This window comes from Verrucomicrobiaceae bacterium (genome assembly GCA_016713035.1).
GTDB lineage: Bacteria > Verrucomicrobiota > Verrucomicrobiia > Verrucomicrobiales > Verrucomicrobiaceae > Prosthecobacter.
On the sequence record JADJPW010000005.1, the window covers coordinates 24,178 to 44,721 of the forward strand.

Annotated in this window: 13 protein-coding genes and 1 pseudogene; 11 read left to right on the forward strand and 3 right to left on the reverse strand. The window is 57.6% G+C overall.

The genetic code is table 11. The features are described from left to right. The first annotated feature begins 117 nt into the window (after positions 1-117). From IPK32_16950 to IPK32_16995, 10 genes and pseudogenes are all read left to right on the forward strand, one after another. A pseudogene (locus IPK32_16950) lies at positions 118-1,003 on the forward strand (family 16 glycosylhydrolase). Between the two features lie 303 nt (positions 1,004-1,306). Continuing rightward, complete coding sequence (locus IPK32_16955) at positions 1,307-2,101, forward strand: class D beta-lactamase (protein MBK8093612.1); 795 nt, start codon at positions 1,307-1,309, stop codon at positions 2,099-2,101. A gap of 325 nt (positions 2,102-2,426) precedes the next feature. Then, on the forward strand, positions 2,427-2,735 hold the full coding sequence (locus tag IPK32_16960; GenBank protein ID MBK8093613.1) for a hypothetical protein: 309 nt from the start codon (positions 2,427-2,429) through the stop codon (positions 2,733-2,735). After that, a complete protein-coding gene (locus tag IPK32_16965; GenBank protein MBK8093614.1) occupies positions 2,732-3,562 on the forward strand; it encodes a hypothetical protein in 831 nt (276 codons plus the stop codon). The genes IPK32_16960 and IPK32_16965 overlap by 4 nt, the downstream gene beginning before the upstream one ends. A 14-nt stretch (positions 3,563-3,576) precedes the next feature. Further along, positions 3,577-3,930: a hypothetical protein gene (locus tag IPK32_16970; GenBank protein ID MBK8093615.1), complete on the forward strand. Its 354-nt coding sequence runs from the start codon at positions 3,577-3,579 to the stop codon at positions 3,928-3,930. Positions 3,931-4,029: 99 nt separating this feature from the next. Further along, a complete protein-coding gene (locus IPK32_16975) occupies positions 4,030-4,419 on the forward strand; it encodes a hypothetical protein (GenBank protein MBK8093616.1) in 390 nt (129 codons plus the stop codon). Positions 4,420-4,810: 391 nt separating this feature from the next. Then, positions 4,811-5,695 (forward strand): family 16 glycosylhydrolase, encoded by an 885-nt coding sequence (locus tag IPK32_16980; GenBank protein ID MBK8093617.1) that lies wholly within the window; start codon positions 4,811-4,813, stop codon positions 5,693-5,695. A gap of 151 nt (positions 5,696-5,846) precedes the next feature. Beyond that, on the forward strand, positions 5,847-8,561 hold the full coding sequence (locus IPK32_16985; GenBank protein ID MBK8093618.1) for a metallophosphoesterase: 2,715 nt from the start codon (positions 5,847-5,849) through the stop codon (positions 8,559-8,561). Positions 8,562-8,894: 333 nt separating this feature from the next. Next, entirely contained in the window at positions 8,895-9,950 is a 1,056-nt protein-coding gene (locus IPK32_16990; GenBank protein MBK8093619.1) for an exo-alpha-sialidase, read from the forward strand. Positions 9,951-10,034: 84 nt separating this feature from the next. Next, positions 10,035-14,156 carry an ATP-binding protein gene (locus IPK32_16995; protein ID MBK8093620.1) on the forward strand — a complete coding sequence of 1,374 codons (4,122 nt, stop codon included), beginning with the start codon at positions 10,035-10,037 and terminating at the stop codon, positions 14,154-14,156. A gap of 375 nt (positions 14,157-14,531) precedes the next feature. On the opposite strand, the gene IPK32_17000 is transcribed toward IPK32_16995, so the two are convergent. After that, positions 14,532-15,737 carry an exo-alpha-sialidase gene (locus tag IPK32_17000; protein MBK8093621.1) on the reverse strand — a complete coding sequence of 402 codons (1,206 nt, stop codon included), beginning with the start codon at positions 15,735-15,737 and terminating at the stop codon, positions 14,532-14,534. A gap of 144 nt (positions 15,738-15,881) precedes the next feature. On the opposite strand from IPK32_17000, the gene IPK32_17005 reads away from it, so the two are divergent. After that, positions 15,882-18,617 (forward strand): YHYH protein, encoded by a 2,736-nt coding sequence (locus tag IPK32_17005; GenBank protein ID MBK8093622.1) that lies wholly within the window; start codon positions 15,882-15,884, stop codon positions 18,615-18,617. 110 nt (positions 18,618-18,727) lie between these two features. Here the strand turns inward: IPK32_17005 and IPK32_17010 are convergent, their stop codons facing one another. Both IPK32_17010 and IPK32_17015 read right to left on the reverse strand, forming a co-directional pair. After that, a complete protein-coding gene (locus IPK32_17010; protein ID MBK8093623.1) occupies positions 18,728-19,642 on the reverse strand; it encodes a hypothetical protein in 915 nt (304 codons plus the stop codon). Beyond that, positions 19,636-20,316, reverse strand: a complete 681-nt coding sequence (locus IPK32_17015) for an MFS transporter (GenBank protein MBK8093624.1) — start codon at positions 20,314-20,316, stop codon at positions 19,636-19,638. Before IPK32_17015 ends, IPK32_17010 begins: the two co-directional genes overlap by 7 nt. Positions 20,317-20,544: the final 228 nt, after the last annotated feature.

Genomic DNA, 20,544 nt, shown 5'->3' on the forward strand with positions numbered 1-20,544 from the left:
TGGGCGAATCAACTGCGCCCACCATTTATTTTGGATAAACACCGTTCTGGCAAAAAAATGAAACTTCCATCCATCACCTTACCGCTAAGCGTCTTCTTCCTCATTAGTAGCGCTGTTATGTCCCAACTATCGGGACAAACCTCGCAAAATGTCAGGCCCCTCACGGCAGCAGCGGGCGAGAACTGGGTGATCCGGTGGAATCGCTCAGATGACTTCAATGCCAGAGAGGTCGATTGGCGGAAATGGCAGAAGAGCCCCGAGCAGTTCAGTGGCTGGAGATGGGACAATGAGCGAAACGTCACGGCCCAAGATGGGCTGCTGAAGATCACACTCCGCAACGACTCCCCGGCGATGAAAGGAAAGAACGAGAAGGACAGGGAGGGGCAGAGCCTACACCTCTGGGATGCTGAAGTCGTATGCGAAGGGAACCAATGGCTACTACGAGGCCCGAATCAAGGGGGCTCCGATGTTTCCAGGAGCAAGCCCCGCCTTCTGGCTTTACAGCACGATCGACGACACAATCACTCAGGCTGGAGAGGCGCGATACAGTGAAATTGACATCGTTGAAATGACGCAGAGGCAATCGCAGAAGGAAGGGAATGAACGCATCACCGACCATAACCTCCACGCTATCTTATCAAACGGAAAGCCGGGGGTGCCGGGACGCGAGTGGCATCGGCCAAACGATGAACGTTTCCGCGAGGCTCAAGCAAACGAATACCGCACGGCGTTCGACCCGAGGACGGATTTTCACACCTACGGATGTAGGGTCGCAACCGACATGATCATTTGGTATGTCGATGGTGTGGAAGTGGGACGGAAGCCCAATAAATTCTGGCATCGACCCATGTCTGTTGCGCTTTCGCTTGGTCTGCGCGCACCCTATTTGAAGTGGAAAGACAACAGACTGGTTTTGGATGGGGAGGTTGGTGCCGGCGAATTCCCAACTGAGATGCTCGTGGATTATGTGAGAGTTTGGGAACTCGATGGCAAGTCGGAATAGCAGCAGTCATATGTGCGCATGGTTCAAGCACAGAAGGCCAGAACAAAGGCTCTGCTGGACACTGGCTTTGCCGATCCCGACATGGAGGCCCTGCGGCAGAAGGTGAATGAGATGATTCTGAACGGGCGGAGGTAATATAACTGGGATTCTACACAAGTCTTGACTTTCCATGGTATCCTCGGAGACTCGCGCCGCACGTCCGGCCATCGCTTGGTCGCATGGGCATTCAAGAAGCTGAGGTCGGGGATGGTTCACCACATTTTCCTGGAGCCAAACAACGTTAGGTGAATTCACAAAACTCGCGTGAAACCGACTTACCTTCTATATATTTGTGTGTGGCTGGGGAGTCATGCATTCGCAGCAGAGACTTCCGTGGAGCGCGACCTCACGGCAGAGTTTGGTTCCTATTCCGGCGCATTCACGCTCTATGACGAGGCGCAGCAGCGTTGGCTACGTTATCAACCAGAACAATGCCTCATCCGCTCATCCCCGTGCTCGACCTTCAAGGTTCTCAACTCCCTGATTGCTTTGGAGACCGGCGTGGCCAGCGGCGCTGATTTCACCCTGCCTTGGGATGGCACTCGCCGCTCCATCGCGTCCTGGAATCAAAACCAGACTTTGCGGAGCGCTTTTTCCTCGTCCTGCGTTTGGTATTATCAGGCTTTGGCGACGCGCATCGGCTTGGAGCGATACCATCAGATCATTCCAAAAGTCGGCTACGGCAACAATGACCTGAAGGGCGGCGTGACCCAATTCTGGCTTCAGAGTTCTCTGACGATTTCGCCTGACGAGCAGGTGGATTTTCTGCGCCGCCTTCACGCCCGCAAGTTACCCTTTGCCGCCAAGAGTGTGGATACAGTGCTCGACATCATGACGCTCGCGCAAGCTGGGCAGACGGTTTTCCGAGGCAAGACTGGAAGTGCCTTCGACGCGAAGAAGAACGTCCCGACGCTTGGTTGGTTCATCGGTAGCGTGTCCACACCGTCAGGTCTTTATCTTTTTGCCACCCGCATCACCGGCGGCGAGAACCCTTCCGGCATTACCGCCCGCAAGATGACCGAGTCCATACTTTCCACGCTCAACATTCTTCCCAAATGAACCGTCATTTAACAACGCCATCAGCGGCACGAGCGCGAACACGAATAGCGTGAGCACGCTGGGCAGCGGCTCCGCCGATCCCGACATTGAGGCCCTGCGTCTGAAGTTGAATGAGATGATTCTCAATGGGCGGAGGTAATATAACTGGGATTCTACACAAGTCTTGACTTGGCTTGTCATGCTCATAGACTCCGCTTGTCCTATCTGACCTCAGTTTGGTTCGACCGGCATACAAGCAAACAGTGGGCGAATCCGATTCACCCACCATTTATTTTGGCTAAACAATGCCCGCTAAGAAAACAAAGACCAACCAACGACGAAACAAATGGCAATATCAGACATCCAACTCAAAGGCAGCTACTACAACGTTTACGATGGCAGCAAGAAGATCAAAGACTTGCATGCTCCGGCTGTCGGCGAACTTCGCGGATTCAGCTCCGAGATCATCGTTTGCGAGAAGGGAAGTTATTTCTCAATATACGACGAGAGCGGCAAGAAGCTCAAAGACCTACACGTGCCAGCCGTTGGTGAATTCCGAAGCGTATCAGGGCGGACTGTTTTGTTCAAGAAGGGTAGCTACATCGATACATACGACATCAGCGGCAAGAAGATCAATTCACGCCACAGCCCATGAGTGATTCCACAGTTGCAGAGCGCTTCGCTGCTCGTTACCAGCCTGCGATTGAGAGCTTCGTGAATGATATTGAGGGTTTGGATGCCTCCGGTATTCCAGAACCCCATTTGCCATATTGGGGGCCACTTTACGAGGCGGCACCGCTGCGAATTGGGGTCATCGGGCGCGACACTCGGGGATGGGGAAATATGACGGAGTTTATTGATTCCGTTAAGGTTGACTCACAGGCAGCGTTACAGCGGCATCGTGAAGGACTCGATGGATTGGTGTTCACAGGCTGGACGAATAATTTCGGCAAGACATTCTGGGATACGACGATGAAGATTCTTGCCGCGATGCACGGCGTGAACGACTGGAAGCTTTTGAAGAAGCGGCAGGAGACAACCCCTTTAAGAAGCTTCTTCTGGGCGAACGTGAACACAATCGAACGCTTTGAGGTTTGTCCGCGGGATAACGGCGTTCCATGGGACACATGGCGCAAGGTCAAGGATTCGTCAGAGAAGCATTTGGATTCCTTTCAAGGCATTCTCGATGTATTCCGTCCGCACATCGTTTTTCTCATGAACTGGGATCCAGGCGATCACTTTCTGGATTTTGAGATCCAGTGGAAGACCTTTGGCGATCACCAAGCGTCAGCATTTTACGAACCCACACAGACACATATTTTTGCGACAGCACATCCCACATGGCTGAACCAGAATTCGATCTACGATGAGGCCATCACCGGAATAATCGAAGAAGCGAACAAGACGGTAGTGGCAACGGCGGGTAACGCCTCTCTTTCGCTTCGCTCTGGCAGCCCAATCTCCGCCGTGCCACACCTTTGACGTTAACCCAAGAAATGAAGAAGATTGGAACAACCACCACAGGCAGCGTGATCGTTGAGATGACGACGCAAGAATATGACGCGCTGCAACAGCTTCAGGTCGGAGGATATGCCCCCTCTGCGAAGGTTGTGACCGATCACGAGGTAGCCCCCCGCATGAATCATACCGAGAGGTCGTCGTATGTGGCAGACCGATTGAAGAAGCTAAGCCCGAAGAAGAAGGACGGAGTCATTCGGTCCATTGAGGCGATGTTTCAGTTTGGTGGCGGCATCGACTCTTCCGAGGTTGAGAAGGTCATAGCCACGCTCCAGAAGCAGAAGTTTTTCTCCATTGCTCCAGATGGCCGAGTTACCTACACCAAGGGTTAACAAGACAGTGGTGGCAACGGCGGGCATCGTCCCTCGTTCGCCGCCCCCTGATCCGAGCCGTTAGGATGCGAAATTCTACATAAACAAGCACACACAATCATGAAGAAGCCGGAAGACATTGTTTGGGACACAATTACCGATAGTGCGAAAACTCGATTCGATTACGCTGAGTTTGCCTCGGGATTGTCGGAATTCGACGACGGCACGATGGCTGACAACATGCTTTTCTTGACCATTATGGGACATGCCCAAAAGCAGTCAGTCGAAGCTATTGCGAACGACCTTTCCAATCAATTCCTTATGCTGGGTCTCGGAGGTGATCCGGCGGCACTGCTGGAGTTCGTGGCCGACCGAGGTAGAGACCTTCCACTAGAGATAAAGGCTGCTAATCAAGCGCTGGCCTTTTATGAGATGGGCTTGCAGACACCGGGTATTTTGGTTCAGGTTCGCAGCATACTCAAAGTTCAGCGGAAAAATGAAGAAGCATAAGACAGTGGTGCGAGCGGCGGGCAATGTCCCTCGTTCGCTTCGCTCCGGAGGTTGAAACTCCGCCGTGCCACACTTCAAACATGGGCACGCTGGACACTGCTTTCGCCGATCCTGACATGGAAGCGATGCGCCAGAAGCTCAATGAGATGATCCTGAATGGGCGGAGGTAATGTGACTGCCATTCTCCTCAAGGCTTGACTTGGCTTGTCATGCTTCGTTACTCCGTTTGTCCTGTCTGACCTTCGTTTGGTTTGACTGGCATCCAAGCAAACGGTGGGCGAATCAACTGCGCCCACCATTTATTTTGGATAAACACCGTTCTGGCAAAAAAATGAAACTTCCATCCATCACCTTACCGCTAAGCGTCTTCTTCCTCATTAGTAGCGCTGTTATGTCCCAACTATCGGGACAAACCTCGCAAAATGTCAGGCCCCTCACGGCAGCAGCGGGCGAGAACTGGGTGATCCGGTGGAATCGCTCAGATGACTTCAATGCCAGAGAGGTCGATTGGCGGAAATGGCAGAAGAGCCCCGAGCAGTTCAGTGGCTGGAGATGGGACAATGAGCGAAACGTCACGGCCCAAGATGGGCTGCTGAAGATCACACTCCGCAACGACTCCCCGGCGATGAAAGGAAAGAACGAGAAGGACAGGGAGGGCAGAGCCTACACCTCTGGGATGCTGAAGTCGTATGCGAAGGGAACCAATGGCTACTACGAGGCCCGAATCAAGGGGGCTCCGATGTTTCCAGGAGCAAGCCCCGCCTTCTGGCTTTACAGCACGATCGACGACACAATCACTCCGGCTGGAGAGGCGCGATACAGTGAAATTGACATCGTTGAAATGACGCAGAGGCAATCGCAGAAGGAAGGGAATGAACGAATCACCGACCATAACCTCCACGCCATCTTATCAAACGGAAAGCCGGGGGTGCCGGGACGCGAGTGGCATCGGCCAAACGATGAACGTTTCCGCGAGGCTCAAGCAAACGAATACCGCACGGCGTTCGACCCGAGGACGGATTTTCACACCTACGGATGTCGGGTCGAAAAAGACATGATCATTTGGTATGTCGATGGCGTGGAAGTGGGACGGAAGCCCAATAAATTCTGGCATCGACCCATGTCTGTTGCGCTTTCGCTTGGACTGCGCGCACCCTATTTCAAGTGGAAAGACAACAAACTGGTTTTGGATGGGGAGGTTGGTGCTGGCGAATTCCCAACTGAGATGCTCGTGGATTATGTGAGAGTTTGGGAACTCGATGGCAAGTCGGAATAGCAGCAGTCATCTGTGCGCATGGTTCAAGCACAGAAGGCCAGAACAAAGGCGCTGCTGGACAATGCCTTTGCCGACCCCGACATGGAGGCCCTACGGCAGAAGGTGAATGAGATGATCCTGAATGGGCGGAGGTAGCGCGCCGCTGGCGTCGATGTTCACCACAACGAACGCGATCAACACCACCGGCGCGAGCGGCTTCATCGAGTTCTATGTGCAGACACGCGATCTCTTTGCCACGAACAATTGCGGCTGGACGATGCAAGTCTCCTCCGACAACGGTGCGACCTGGAACACGCGACTGAGCGAGGATTGGAACGCTGAAACGGTCTCGCTGAGCAATGTGGTCATCAATGCGGCCGGTGCGGTCGCTGGCAGCACGACGGTGACCTGCACCAGCACCGCCGGGCTCACGACAAGCCGCAGCGTGCTCGCCGCGCCGGTGAATGTGACCATCGGCATCACGAGCGGCAGTTCCACCGCGACCTGCACGAACACCACGGGCCTCGTCGAAGGCATGTTCATCACCGCCACGGGCATCCCGAACAACACGCGCGTCGGCCCCATCACGGCGAACACGTCCTTCACCCTCGTCACCGGCACGACGGCCACTTTGGTGAACGCCACCGCGACCAATGCTGCCGCCAACGCCGCTGCGAACTACTTCGCTGGCAACGCGACCGTGAGCAGCATCACGAACGGCACGACCTTCGTGCTGAACACCGCCGCCTATGCGAACACGAGCGCCGCCCCCATCGGCACCGCTTTCGCCACGACGGTGAACCACGGTTACCAGCTCTTCCATTATGACCTCGCGGGTGCAGAACTCGGCACGCAGACGAAGATCCGCTTCCAGGCCACCGGCTATGCCGCCACGGCTCCGACTCGCACACCGCGCATCAGCATTGACGACATCGTCATCGCCACCACCGCACCGCCTCCGACCATCACGCTGGCGATGTTTGACGACGGCCTACACGGCGATGGCGCGGCCAATGACGGCGTCTGGGGCGCGGCGATCCCCGCGCAGAACGGCGGCACGACCATCAACTTCAAAGTCGTCGCCACCGACAACACGAACGCCAGCTCCACCAGCCCCGGCAGCGGCAACTACCTCTACACGGTGAACAACCTGCTCACCGATGCCACCATCGTCGGCGCGGAGTTCCTCACGCTGCCGAAGTCAGACGGCGTGACCTTGAACCTCATCGCATCGGTCAATCAGCAGGTCTTTGTCGAATACGGCACCGCTCCCGGCCAATACACAGCGAGCACCACGCCCGCGACGTTCAACATCGACAACGCCAAGCCAGAGTTCAAAAACCCGATCCGCATCCCGATCACCGGTTTGCAGCCCGACACTGAGTATTACTACCGTGTGCGCCATCGCAATGTCGGCGCTCCCTTCTACAGCGCCCGCGGCGAGCGCAGCTTCCACACCGCTCGGCCTCGCGGCACGACCTTCAGCTTCACCGTCACCGCCGACCCGCATATCGACGTGAACACCGACATGCAACTCTTCTGGCGTGCGATGCAGAACATCAGCCTCGACCAGCCCGACATCCATCTCGACGTGGGCGACATCTTCATGACCGACAAGCTCGCCGACGGCCTGCTCGGCGTGCCGCCGAAGTGGGGCGGCGGCGTCACGATCAATCAGACGAGCATCAACAACCGCGCCATCATCTTCCGCAATGCCTTTGAGCGTGCCTGCCACAGCATCCCGTTCTTCTTCGGCCTCGGCAATCACGAGGCGGAATACGGTTACCTCTTCACCGCCGCCGCTGACAAGCAGAACAACATCCCCGCCTGGGACCTGAAGGCCCGCAAAGCCTTCTACCCCGCGCCGACGCCTGACACCTTCTACACCGGCAATCCAACCCCGAAGGACTACACCGGCGGCACCCTCGGCTTGTTGGAAGACTACTACGCCTTCGAGTGGGGCGAGGCCCTCTTCATCATGCTCGATCCCTTCTGGAACACCAACACGAACCCCAACTCCTCCAACGACGCGTGGAACTGGAGCCTCGGAAAAGCGCAGTATGACTGGCTGCGTGACACGCTGAAAAACAGCAGCGCGAGATACAAGTTCGTCTTCATGCACCACATCGTCGGCGGCAGCACGCAGGCCATCATCAACAACGTGCCCACGCCGCAGTTCGCCGCACGTGGCGGCATCGAAGTGAGCGACAAATACGAGTGGGGCGGCAAGAACATCGACGGCAGCCCCGGCTTTGCCACCAAGCGCCCCGGCTGGGACATGCCCATCCACGATTTGCTCGTGATGAACAAGGTGAACGTCGTCTTCCACGGCCACGACCACCTCTACGGTTACCAGACCCGCGACGGCGTCGTCTATCTCGAATGCCCGCAGCCCGGCACGCCGAACTACACCAGCCTCGGCAGCGCCGTGGACGGTCAATACGTCAATCTCGGAGCCAACAGCACCAGCTACCTCCTGCCGAACAGCGGCCACATCCGCGTCACCGTCGGCCCCGATCAAGCCGTCGCCGACTACGTCCGCAGCTACCGCACCGCCACCGACCCCATGCCGCCCGATGCCAGCAGCGTCTTCAACGACGAAACGCCCACTCGCATCAACCGCAGCATCTCCCACAGCTTCGTCCTCGCGCCAAAGGTCAGCCCCCCCATCGAAGTCGCCAACGTCGCCCCCGGCCAAGTCGGCCTCCGCTGGAACGCCATCCCCAACAAACCCTACCAAATCCAATGGAGCACCGATTTGATCACCTGGACCACCATCGAGACCCTCACCTTCACCAACACGAACACCAACGCCACCTACACCGACAACCTCCCTGCGCGTGTGAATGGTCAAAGAGCGTTTTATCGGGTGATGTGGAATCCGTGAGGCGAAAAGTGTGATGCAGACATTCTTGTCTGCAAGACCGCCAGGAAGCTCACGCAGACAGGAATGTCTGCATCCCTCTTCACAGAATCCCGACAAAAAGCCGCCGGTCATGATCCGATCAGCAAAGCCAGTGATGGCATGGCGCACGGTTCGTAGGTCCAGAAGTAGGCCATAGAATGACGGCAGTAGAATTTCAGAAACAGAAAACCCAGATCCCAAAGATTCTACTGCCTCCATTCTACTGCCTGTGGATTCGGCTTTGAACGCTTTGAGAACATCTGGCGCGGCAAGATGTCGGCCAAGCTCTCGCGTATGCGTTTGTTATTCATGCTCATGACCTTCACGCCCTCGTTCATCTTCGCGCTGCTTCTGGTTCCATTCGCAGCGCTCCATGCCGACCCGGTCAGCGTCACCGACCGCAGCATCGTCTTCAAACACACGCACACCGATGCCAAGGCAGCGGACAACACTTCGGGCTACAATCTCGGGCCGAGTGTCGCGGTGCTGCCGGATGGGCGGGTGATGTCGGTTTGGTTCTCCGCACCGAGCGAGGGGGCCGCGTCGCAGCGGATCATGCAGGCGTTTTCATCGGATCAAGGCCGCACCTGGGGCGCGGCGAGCGTGTTGCAGGACTCTGAGGGCCGGCCTGACTTCGATCCGGTGTTGCTGGTGGCGGGCAAGGAGACGTTTTTGTTCTTCTCGTCGTTCGATCCGCAGCTCGACATCTATGTGCGCCGCAGTCATGACTCGGGCGTGAGCTGGTCAGAGCCGCATAAGCTGAATCAACCGAATCACACCACGCGATCGAACGGCATCCAGCTCACCACCGGCGAGTTGCTCGTTCCGCTGCATCTGCGCGGCACCAAGGCCGGCGGCGTGATGAAATCGAGCGATGGTGGCACCACCTGGAAACGCTTTGGCCAGGTCGCAAATCCCGAAGGTCAAGGCGGCGAGCCCACTATCGCCGAGATGCCATCGGGAGCCGTTCACATGCTTTTGCGCACCAAAGACGGCCAGCTCTGGCGCTCAATCAGCCGCGACAAAGGCGAGACGTGGAGCGACGCGGAGAAGACCGGCCTCACCGCCACCTCCAGCGCCTCTCATCTGCTCTGCACACGCTCCGGCACGCTCATCGTCACGCACAACCCCGGCCCCGTGCCCCTGCGCTTCCCCCTGCACCTGCGCCTGTCACGAGATGAAGGCCTCACATGGAGCGAACCCATCCTGCTGGCCGACCGCCCCACCAAGACACCCGGCTGGTCGATCTGCTACCCCACCCTCACCGAACTGCCCGATGGCACCGTCCTCGCCATCTGGGCACAGATCAAAAGTTCGACTGGTGAGGTTTACGGGGACATCCACACGGCACGGATCGTTTTGAAGAAGTAAGTAGCAGGATACAAACCCTGCCGCTCCTGCTCACTCTGCTGGAAGCGCTGCGATTAATGCCTTTAGGTGTCAACTTACAGCCACATGAAGCAATCGAAGCCTATTTCGAAAAAGAATCAGCTTATCCCCTTCCAGGACCCCAGTTTCGGTTATGGGGACTTCGAAGGCTTTTTTGCTGATTATCTTAATTTGCATCCGGTCATCAAAATCAGCCGGGATGGGGCCGAACTGACAGGCAGGATCACGAATGCCTGGCGATACGAAACCTCTGGTGATGCACAGAACGGCATCGACATCCGAGCCGAGGTGCAAGTGCAGCAATCCGATGGCAGCACTCGTGAAGAAACGTGGGGCTTCCAGTGCAAACACCGCGTCAAATGGTCGGCCTCGCAGACGAAGGCTGCCATTGCCTTAGCAAAGAAGAAGTTCCCCGCAGACTTCCACTTTCTACTGGTGACCTGCGACCTGAGCAGCAAGACCGTGAACGAGGGCCGGTCACACTCAGGCTGGCAGCTTTGGAGCCGGGGCGAGATCACCGCTCGTGTGCGGGTGCTGACGAATCGCGATGAGGCAGCTCGACTGATAAACACCTACTTTGGGGCGCATTGGGCGGAGGAAATTTTGGGAATCACTGGCAGTGGCCCACTCCAGGCCTGCGGTGCCTTTTTCGCGCGACAGATGGACCAGGAGTGCCTCTTCCACCACAGAGCCAAGGTAGAAGGTAGGCAGGAGGAACTGAAGCAGATACACGCATTCCTGGCGGATGTGGGTAAACAACTGCTCATCTTGCCGGGACCGGGCGGCAGCGGGAAAAGTAGGCTTCTCAAGGCGTTCAGCCAGTCGCTCTCGCCCGCACACCGAGCGAAGTGGACCATTCGATTCTTCGATGACATCGGTGTGCAGCTTACTGAGCTTGATCTTCAGGCCCTTGAATCCACTCCGGTCGTCATCGTGGACGACGCCCACCGGCGGGAGTTGGAGCCACTGCTTCGTCTCGCGCTCCGTTCGAAGACGACAAAGGTGATACTCGTCACGCGTCCGCAAGGCAGGACCCTCATTCAAGGAGCTGCCACAGCAGCGAACGTGGGTGCCCCACTTATTGAGGAGATGCCCACACTGAAGCGATTGACTCAAAAGCAGATCACGAGCATCGCCGAGTCACTGCTTGGAGACCAGTTTCGCGCACTGGCACCAGAAGTAGTGACACAGGCTCATGGCTGCCTGCTAATCGTCGTCGTCGCTTGTGAGTTGATCCGCCAGAGGCGACTCACGGAAACACACCTAGCCTCGAACAAAGACTTCGAGCGGGAAGTTTTTGTGCGGTTGATTGATGAGAACATTGCCCGCCTCAGGCTCATCACTGCCCGCGAACGTATCGACAGGATGCTCGACCATCTCTCGTTGGCTGGCCCCATTCCGCGCGATGGCCCCTGGTTTAACCTCTTGGTTCAGGACATCGGGAACGACGTGAAACCCTCCGAAGTTCGCTCCTGGATGGAAGGACTGAAGCTCACCGGATTGCTCACGGAGAATCGAGAGGGCTATCGCGTGACACCTGATCTTCTCGCTGATCACTTGCTGTATCGCCGAACCTTCGATCCATCGCATCGCGATCAAGGATATGCGGCGGACTACCTCGCTAGCGTGCCCGAACAGCTTCAAAACGAAGCCATGATCCGCTGTTTGCCAAATCTGGCGGAAGCGGAGTGGCGCGCGCGATGCGAGTCAGAAGGACAGCAGCAGTCGGTGGTCGAACCGCTACTGGCCTCATGGATTGACCAGTTCCGCAGTGCTAGTTTTCATCGTCGCCGTGAGTTGCTTGGTCACTGGTCACGCTTCGGCGTGTATCTGCCGGAGCAGACTCTCCGAATCGCACAGTTGGCACTCAACCTCACTCGCAGCGACGCGCCGAGTGAAGACGGTTTCTTTGGTCCCACGCACGATGCTCACGATGACGTCATCGATGCGGTCACCCCGCTATTGAAGGACGTCGCCCTTCATCACCCAGATCACATGCACGAGTGTTTTGACCTGCTCTGGGCCATCGGCTGCGATCAGCCGAAACGCTGGATGCACAGTAACCAATACCACCCGCTCAATGCCATCACCGAAGTCTCGGGGCTGGAGTTTCGGAAGTCGCTTATCGTCAACGACCGAGCGCTCGCATGGATCGAAATGCAATTCACCAAGCCGGAGGTCATTGAGCGCCTTAAGACACCTGTCTGGTGGTTTAAAGCACTGTTAGCATCTTTTCTCAAACACAGCATCGAAGTCAATCAGTATGACTCCGACTCTGGAGTGTTCACCATTGAGCAAATCCCGGTTGATGCGGCCAAGGTGCTAAATCTTCGAGACCGCGTGTTCACGCTTGCCTCGAGATTGGCAGAGCTAGGTGACGAGGGAGTCGCCATGAATGCACTCAGTATTCTCGGTGAGGGTGTCCGAATGGTTGACGAGCCTGGGCTGAAGGAGAATCGCAAACTCCAGCAGAATTGGCTGCCTCAGCGTCGTGATGCTCTGGGGCGAATTGCCTCCATTGCCCAGCGTTATCAGTCTGGATCAATGCACTGGGCCATTTGGCATGAGCTGTGGTGGCACATCTGCTACGAGCCCGGCTACCTGCTGCGGTCTGAGGTCTGGCAGTTGTTTGATCTGCTTACCGACACTTTCGAGCTTCGTCTCGTGAGAGCCACCTGCTCATCAGGTGATTCCGAGATCACTCCTAACCTCAAACGCGATGCGATCCTGAACCGGGAAGAGCACTCGTGGGAGCAAAGCCGCGAGCTATGGGGCCAAGTTTGCGCCCGTGTGGCAATCGAACTGGCCCAACGTCATGTGGACGCCCGGTGTCTCCACGATTTCCTCGCAGATTTCATCCAGCGGGCCGCGGTCCTGGGGTTCAGTCCCACTCTGAGCACTGTTCTTCTTCCGCTCGCAAAACACGCTCCGGCTCTCGCGGAGGCCCTAGCAAATGAAATCATTGCCTCTACACAGCACGAGACTCAGCACGCCTTTGGGGATCTCGTGGATGGCCTCAGTCCGACCGATAAGCCTTTGCGCCTTGATCTCGTAAGAGCTGCCATTCACTCCTCGAAACCTACGCTTCAGGAAGAAGCATCACGAGTGCTATTCTGGTGGCGTAGACAATCTCGCCTACCCGACGATGGTCGGCAAATATTGCTCGAACTCGTGCGCACAGCCTCGCAACAAATTGTCCGCACCGCGCTGAGTCAGGCATCCCTCATGCCGGATGCGGCGGACTCCTTTGCCAAAGATCTTCTGGAAAGTGTGCTGGCGAATCCTACGACGGATGACATCACGGAGCCGCTGCTGGCTGCTCTGGACCGTGCCGAGAGGAAAGGCGATACCCAGCTTCCCGGTTCACTTGTCACAATTGCTCTGGCCAGACTCGTTAAGGTGCCCAGGATTCATGGAGCGATGGAGCGGTATCACTTAAATCATCTCATCCAAACTCATCCCTGTGAGGTATTCGAGTTCTACCGGCAGCGAATCGAGTTCAGTCGCGGTCTTGCACGCCAAGACCCCATGGACAGGTCCACTTATGACGCGCTGCCCAGCTACGGAGATAATGTCTCACTGGCTTGTTTTGCCAAGCATCCATCCTTTGAACTCAGGTTTTGCGAACTGAGGGATGAAATGATCCAACTCGTGCGCACAAAGGCCGAATCCGGTGACAATCGCCGCATTTTCGAATACGGCGGTCACCATTGGAAGCTCCGTCAACTCGCTCGATGGATGTTGGAGGACTCGGGCGGAAAATATGCCGATCTAATCAGCTCTTGGCTGCCAGAGATCAAGTCGTTGCACGACCTCTGGCTCTTCCTCGATGCCGCTATCGGTAACTCACCAACCTTCGTGCTTGGCCACCCGTCCCTGTTGGAACGCTTGCTGACGCATCTCGACCAAGCCCTTCCTGAACACAAAGAGAAGGCAACGAAGCATTTGATGTCTGGCATCAGCCACAAAGTCGGCTCCACAAGCGGACTTCGATGGCGCAGAAATCGTCAAGAGAGCGAGGAAGACACTAAACGACCGATTATGCCGAGCGTTGAAAAGCTCATCAAAGATCACGCCAATCAGCCGACGCTGTCCGCGTTCTATCGTGAACTACTCTCCGAGTGTGAATCAATGCACGACCTCCACCGCCGCGCCGACCGTCAGATACCCGATGACGATGATCTTTGATCCCGCTCGTATGATGACGCCCACCTTAACGTTCCTCACCGCTCTCTTCCTCGCGCCGCTCTCTTCCTCGCGCCGCTCACGAAGATGCACGCCGCTGAACTCACCGTCGGTGCAGGTGGCTTCAAAGCCATCGGTGAAGGCGTGGCGGCGTTGAAGGTGGGGAATGCGCTGACGATCATGCCGGGAGAGTATCGTTAGAGTGTCGCGGCGACGCTGGTGGGCACAGCGGAGGCACCTATTGCGATCTGGGCCTGACTGGCGGGTAGTGTTCTGATGCATGGCGATGTGGATTTGAGCGAGTTCAAGCCTGCACCTGATCCCCGCATGATGAGCGGCTTCGATGTAGCGAAGGGCAGGCCGAAGAATTGAGTGCGCTCACGTCCCCACCAACCCATTCGGCTTCCGCCACTTCACGCGGGCGAGGTTGAGTTCGCCTGTGTTGGTTTTGGGGCACCAGGAGCCGTCGGTGATCCAGGATTCGCCGGGGCTGGCGTTGCAGACGCCGAAGTTGCCGTTGAAGGCGACGAGATCGGCGGCGTTCACGCCATCGCCGATGAGCGGGAGCACGACGCGCTCGGTGGCGCGGATGAGGCGGAGCGTTTTCGGGTCCACCTGCGCCACCCAGAGCGGCGCACGCCAGCGGATGACCTTTTCGTTGGTGGGATCGCGTCGCGTATAGACGAGGAAGAGGCCGTCGGAATGCGTGAGCCAGTGCTGCTGCGTGCTGTTCGTCATGAGCGGCGTGCCATCGTCCCAGGTCCACGGCTGCTGCGGTTCGTAGTGCAGGCCGTCATCGCTCACGGCGACGTAGCCTTTGCGATCCTCGGCGCGGATGGTGAGGTAAAAGCGGCCGTCGAACCGCGTGAGCGAGGGCTCGAGCAGTCCACGGCCGACGCTGTTGGTGAGCGCGTTGCCGGTTTTCTTGATGAGCAGCTCGTTGCCATCAAAAGAGCAGCGCACGCCGCACACGGAGCGTGGCTTGCCTTTGACGCCGAAGGTGAAGCTCATGAGAACATCGCCATCCGGCAGCACGTGGCGCTGGCCGCAGTTGTTCGAGTAGATCTCGGTGGCACGCGGGTCGTCCCACACGAGCTTGCGCCGCGGACCCCACGCGCCGTCTTTCCACACGGCGTAGATCGGCCAGCGCGGCGGTTGGTCGCGGAAGAAGCCTCGGTCGCGGTAGAAGACATTGTGACCGAGCGCGAGCACGCTGCCGGTCTGCGGATGAAACTCGGGCGTGATGTCGCAAACGGCCTCATTCAAGCCATCGGGCAGCTTTTCCCAACCCAGCGGCGGCGCGGGTGTGAAGTCGGTCCAAGTTTGGCCGAGGTCATCGGAGGTTGTCCAGTGCACATGCCCGAAGTGATCAGAGCCCATGATGGGCTGCGTGGTCATGAAGGCCTTCTTGCCGACCATGCAGGCTCGCGGATGGAACCAGGTGCCCTTGGGCAGTGTGGGTGTCTTCAGCACGACTTTCTCGATGGACTCGATGAGCGGGTCTTCGGCGGCGAAAACGTGTGTGTGAGCCGACGCGAGCGCGAGGCTGGCGGTTTGGAGAAAATGGCGGCGGGTGAGGTGCATGCAGTTGATTAAGACGCGTCGCACTGGCAGCGCTTTGCAGAAGTGGGCGCGAATGCCTGCCTGCGGCTGCCTTGACGCAATCCTGACAAATCTCCCGAGAATCGCTGAAGCCGTTTTGACGTGGCGGAGGTTTCATCGGTTACCATGAAAACGATTTCAATGCTTCTTCTGCTGGCGACGAGCCTCGCGGCCCACGATTTGACCACGAATGACCGGGAGGCACTGCGGGCGCACATCTTGGAGGAATGGATGGAGAAGGGAGCGCGGGCACTCCTGCCCGCCTCTTCTGGAACTGGCGGCGAAGCCGCGAAGATGAATGAAGCGGAGAGGAGTCTCCGCGCTCCTCTTCTCGCCTCCACGGCCTCGACGCTGCAACTCGCCGCTGCGGCAGCCGCGAACGCGGCGAATGCACCGCAGACCGCGAAGGCTTTTCTGCCCTTCACGAAGCTCGATCTCCGTGCGGACGGCGAGTTTCTCTATGTTGGCTCGAATGGCCTGCCGGATCACAATATGATGGTCGGTATCACCGCGTGGCAGCAGCAGGTGCCGCTGCCACAGCCGTATTTCGGCGAAAATGCCTGGCGCATCCCGCTGAAGCCCGTGCCGGCGAAGGAACCCGCCATGATCAAAGGCCGTTTCCTGCGCGGTGCGATCGCTTTGGCTGTGAATGGGATCCCGATCTTCAACCCGCAGAACAATCGCGGCGAGATCAGCTACGAAATCGGCGAGCTGGACGAGTGGGGCGGGCATTGCGGACGTGCGGATGATTACCACTACCACATCGCGCCGCTGCATCTCCAGGCGCAGGCCGGGAAGGGCATGCCGGTGGCTTATGCGCTGGATGGTTATCCGATCTATGGCCTCACGGAGCCGGATGGCTCGCCCGTGGCGAACCTCGACGAGTGCCACGGCCACGAATCGCCCAGCGGCTATCATTATCATGCGTCGAACAAGTATCCGTATGTCATCGGCGGCTTTCATGGCGAGGTCGTGGAGGCGGGCGAGCAGGTCGATCCGCAGCCGCGTGCTCAAGGCGTGCGCGAGGCCCTCACGGCGCTTCGCGGTGCCAAGATCACCGCCTTTGAAAGCACCAGCAAGGACAGCTACAAGCTCAGCTACGACGTGAATGGCGACAAACGCAGCGTCAGCTACTCGATCAAGGCGGATGGCACCTATCCCTTCCACTTCGACAATGGTCGCGACGGCACGGCGGATGAAGTCTATACCGCACGTCGTCAAGGCGGCGGCGGTGGTCGGCCGCCCGGTGGTGGTGGCCCCGAAGGCATGAAGGGCAAAGGAAAAGGCAAGGGACAGGGCAAAGGTGGTCGCGAAGGCGAGATGCGTCGCGGTGACGAACCTCCGCCGCGTCCCGGCGAGGAAGGTGGCCGCCCGCCGCGTCCGCAGGCCGAGGTGGAAGGCATCCTCGATGTGAATGGCGATGGCATCGTCACGGCGCAGGAGTTCGCCGACAATGCGAAGGCCAACGCTGCAAAGAAGGGCACCCCAATCGCCGATGCGATGATGAAGGCCAAAGAGCAGTTCAACACATTTGACCACAATCGTGATGGCAAACTCGACACCCCAGAGCTCGATGAGCTCGCAGGGAAAGCTCCTGCCGGTGACGACCCCCGACCCCGTGACAATGAACCTCCTGCACGCGAAGAGATGAAGCGCGGTGAAGGTGGAGGTCGTGGAGGCATGCAGGAAACGTTCGTCGCACTGCCGGATCAGCCTCGCAGCAGCGATGGCAAGTTCATGCTCAATAGCCCCGTGGTGGAAGACCTCAAGAATCTGCCCATTGAGTTCACTGGAGACGGAGACGGCATCAGCCCACCTCTCGAGTGGATCGGGGCACCCTCTGGCACACAGAGCTTCGCCTTGATCATGGATCATGTGACGCCTGATGGTGACAAGAAGTGGTATTGGACCGTCTATGACATCCCCGCGAGTGCCGCGAGCCTGCCAAAGGATTCGCAGCGCATCGGCAAACTCGGCACCGGCTTCAAAGGCGAAGTCGGCTACGAACCGCCGCACTCGAAAGGCCCAGGCGCAAAGACCTATGTGATCACGATGTATGCCCTTTCGGAGCCGTTGAAGGTCGCAGGCTCACCCGGACGCGAAGAACTCATCGCCGCGATGCAGGGCAAGGTGCTGGCGAGTTCTTCGCTACGCGTCGTTCACTCCAGCGGTCAAGTAACCGGGGCATTCCTGCCCCGAGAGAGCAATGACGGGCCAGGAATGGCCCAAATACCTGCCAAGAGCAAAGGAGGCCCGCCCGGCCTCGTGAAGCCCAGCATTGCCGACACGATGAAACTCAACGTCTATGCCGATAACTGGTTCATGCTCTATGTGAATGGCCGCCTCGTCGCCGTGGACAGCATCCAGTTCACGCCGCACAACGTCGTGAGCGTCGATTTCCTCCCGGAGTATCCCATGATCATCGCCGTGCTCGCGAAGGACAACGCCGACCCACGGACCGGCATGGAATACGGCACCAGCATCGGCGACGCCGGCCTGTGCATCAAATTCGCCGACGGCACCGTCACCAACGCCACCTGGAAGGCCAAAAACTTCTTCCACGGCCCCATCAACGCCGACACCGCGAACCCAAAAGTCATCCAAGAGCCTCTTCCTGCCAATTGGTGGACCGTGGACTTCGACGACAGCACCTGGAAAAACGCCAAGGAATACACCGTCGAAGAAGTCGATCCCAAACAGCCCTACTTCGAGAACGACTTCGAAGGTGCCAAGTTCATCTGGAGCGACGACATCGCCCTCGATAACACCGTCATCTTCCGCACCAAGGTCGAAAAACCCGGCTGGACGCCAAGATGGAACACGAAGCCCGATCTCGATGTGAGCGGCGTGCCAGTGAAGTGATGGTCCTCAAGTGATGCATTCCAGTAGTGCTGGTAGGAAGCCTTTCACGGGTCATTGCCCCACACTAAAGCGAGCGACACCATGTAGGTGGGGCACTGCCCCGACTTCAGCTAGTCCTTTCCTTCTTCCTTCATGCGAATGAAGGGGCGGAGAACCAGAAGCAGCAGCGGAGCCAGTAGGACAAGGCCACCGACGATCATCCACATTCGGCCGGGATCTCGTGGGCCTGTAGCCGGGCAGTATCGCTCCATGATTCCGGCAAAAAGTGCACCCGTAGCCAGCTTGCTCATCAGCAGCGGAATGTAGGACAATGATGCGAATGAGGCCTCCTGGCCTTTGGGCGCTATGGAGGCCGCATACTCATACACACGCGGCGAATAGAGTGCCTCCCCGATTGAGAACACCACCTGCCAGAGAACAATCATCACGATGTAAGGATGAATTTGCCCCTGAAGACCTAGGTAACCATGCCCCACCGCGTCACCAAGCCAACCGTCGGCCAACCCGGTGAACAAACTGCCCGGGAGCGCCATGAATATAAATGAGACCGCCGTGACAAATCCGCCGAAAATAACCATCGAATAGGCTGAATGCTTCCGCGTGAGCACACCGATCAGAGGTGCTAGCACTAGAATGAGCACACTGTTGACCGCATTGAAGCGCCCCACTCGATCACGGCCTTCCACTCCAATTTCGCGTTCCGCGAAAGTGGGAAGCACGCTGTCCATCGTTCCAAAAACGATCTTGAGAAGGCCGATCATGGCTAGGAAAGTCAATAGCCGCGCGAAGCCAGGGTGCCGCACCAATCCCATGAGTTGTTTACCGGTTTCACTCGCTGTGTTCCGGATGGTGGTGCCAAATTTCGCCAGAAACCCACCGTCTTGGCCACTGCTTTTAGTTGCAGCGGTCATATCATGGTCGGCTCGCATCAGCCACAACAGAGGCAACATGAGCAACTCCACTGCAATACTCACGAAGATGAGCACCCGTTCTTGGCTAAATGGCACTCCAGTAAAACTCACCATTCCAGCTTGATCGGGCGGCAGAGCGGAGAAGACGGAATCGCGAAGAAATAAGCAACGAGGAAACCAGCGTTCATGATCGCGTAGAAGATCGAGAACGCCACGGAGCGCTGTTCCGGCGTGGTGAATTTACGCGTGGCCGCCACGAGCACTGGCGTGCAAAATGCCTCGCCGATGGCTGCTGGCACCATGCCAAACACAAGAGCGACCCATACGTTGGTGCTGGCAAACATCACGGTCCGGAACACGACGGAAAGCAGCATGCCGATCATCAGAGTGCGTCGCATTCCAATCGCATCAGCAAGAGAGCCAGATAGCAACGTGGCAACCATGATGAATGTGCCCCAGGCAGCAAAGACCGCCTGCCCCTGAGCATCACTCAAATGAAGGTCTTTGATTGCCCAACTTGTGATTACCACGTTGAGCAACTTGTAGGCGGTCACGATTACCATCTTCAAACCAAAGGTAATCCAAAGTTCACGCTGGGCTCCCGCGAGCTTGATGAGCGCAAACATTCCGATTCCGAAAATTGCCCCTCCAACAATGCAACCTGGTACGACACCCATTTTTGCCTTCTCCGAGACAAGATAGGCAAAAGCTGCGCCGATGAGTGCCAGCACACCTCCACGGAGGAGGAGCGGTGAAAACGAGGTGGTAGCAGGAGGAGTGTCAGTCATGGGCAGAGGGGGACAGCTTATGTGCCTTTGGGTCAAGCTCTGTGGCGAGGCAACGATCTTATCTTGCCCCTCCAGCGAGTGATGAGAGGCAGCATCACATGATTCACAAATGGATCGACCAGGGCCCCCGACGATCACACCGAGGATGGATGCGATGCCCGCCTGCCCCAGCCACGCCAGAAAGCCGTGCAGAGCAGGCAACAATCCAGCAAAAGCCTCCGCCGCGTG

Excerpts from the sequence above, each read along its gene's own strand:
- IPK32_17005 (MBK8093622.1), top strand. The coding sequence starts at position 15,882 with ATGAAAACGATTTCAATGCTTCTTCTGCTGGCGACGAGCCTCGCGGCC.
- IPK32_16965 (MBK8093614.1), top strand. The coding sequence starts at position 2,732 with ATGAGTGATTCCACAGTTGCAGAGCGCTTCGCTGCTCGTTACCAGCCT.
- IPK32_16990 (MBK8093619.1), top strand. The coding sequence starts at position 8,895 with ATGACCTTCACGCCCTCGTTCATCTTCGCGCTGCTTCTGGTTCCATTC.
- IPK32_17010 (MBK8093623.1), bottom strand. The coding sequence starts at position 19,642 with ATGGTGAGTTTTACTGGAGTGCCATTTAGCCAAGAACGGGTGCTCATC.
- IPK32_16980 (MBK8093617.1), top strand. The coding sequence starts at position 4,811 with ATGTCCCAACTATCGGGACAAACCTCGCAAAATGTCAGGCCCCTCACG.
- IPK32_16985 (MBK8093618.1), top strand. The coding sequence starts at position 5,847 with ATGTTCACCACAACGAACGCGATCAACACCACCGGCGCGAGCGGCTTC.
- IPK32_17000 (MBK8093621.1), bottom strand. The coding sequence starts at position 15,737 with ATGCACCTCACCCGCCGCCATTTTCTCCAAACCGCCAGCCTCGCGCTC.
- IPK32_16975 (MBK8093616.1), top strand. The coding sequence starts at position 4,030 with ATGAAGAAGCCGGAAGACATTGTTTGGGACACAATTACCGATAGTGCG.
- IPK32_17015 (MBK8093624.1), bottom strand. The coding sequence starts at position 20,316 with ATGACTGACACTCCTCCTGCTACCACCTCGTTTTCACCGCTCCTCCTC.
- IPK32_16995 (MBK8093620.1), top strand. The coding sequence starts at position 10,035 with ATGAAGCAATCGAAGCCTATTTCGAAAAAGAATCAGCTTATCCCCTTC.
- IPK32_16970 (MBK8093615.1), top strand. The coding sequence starts at position 3,577 with ATGAAGAAGATTGGAACAACCACCACAGGCAGCGTGATCGTTGAGATG.
- IPK32_16960 (MBK8093613.1), top strand. The coding sequence starts at position 2,427 with ATGGCAATATCAGACATCCAACTCAAAGGCAGCTACTACAACGTTTAC.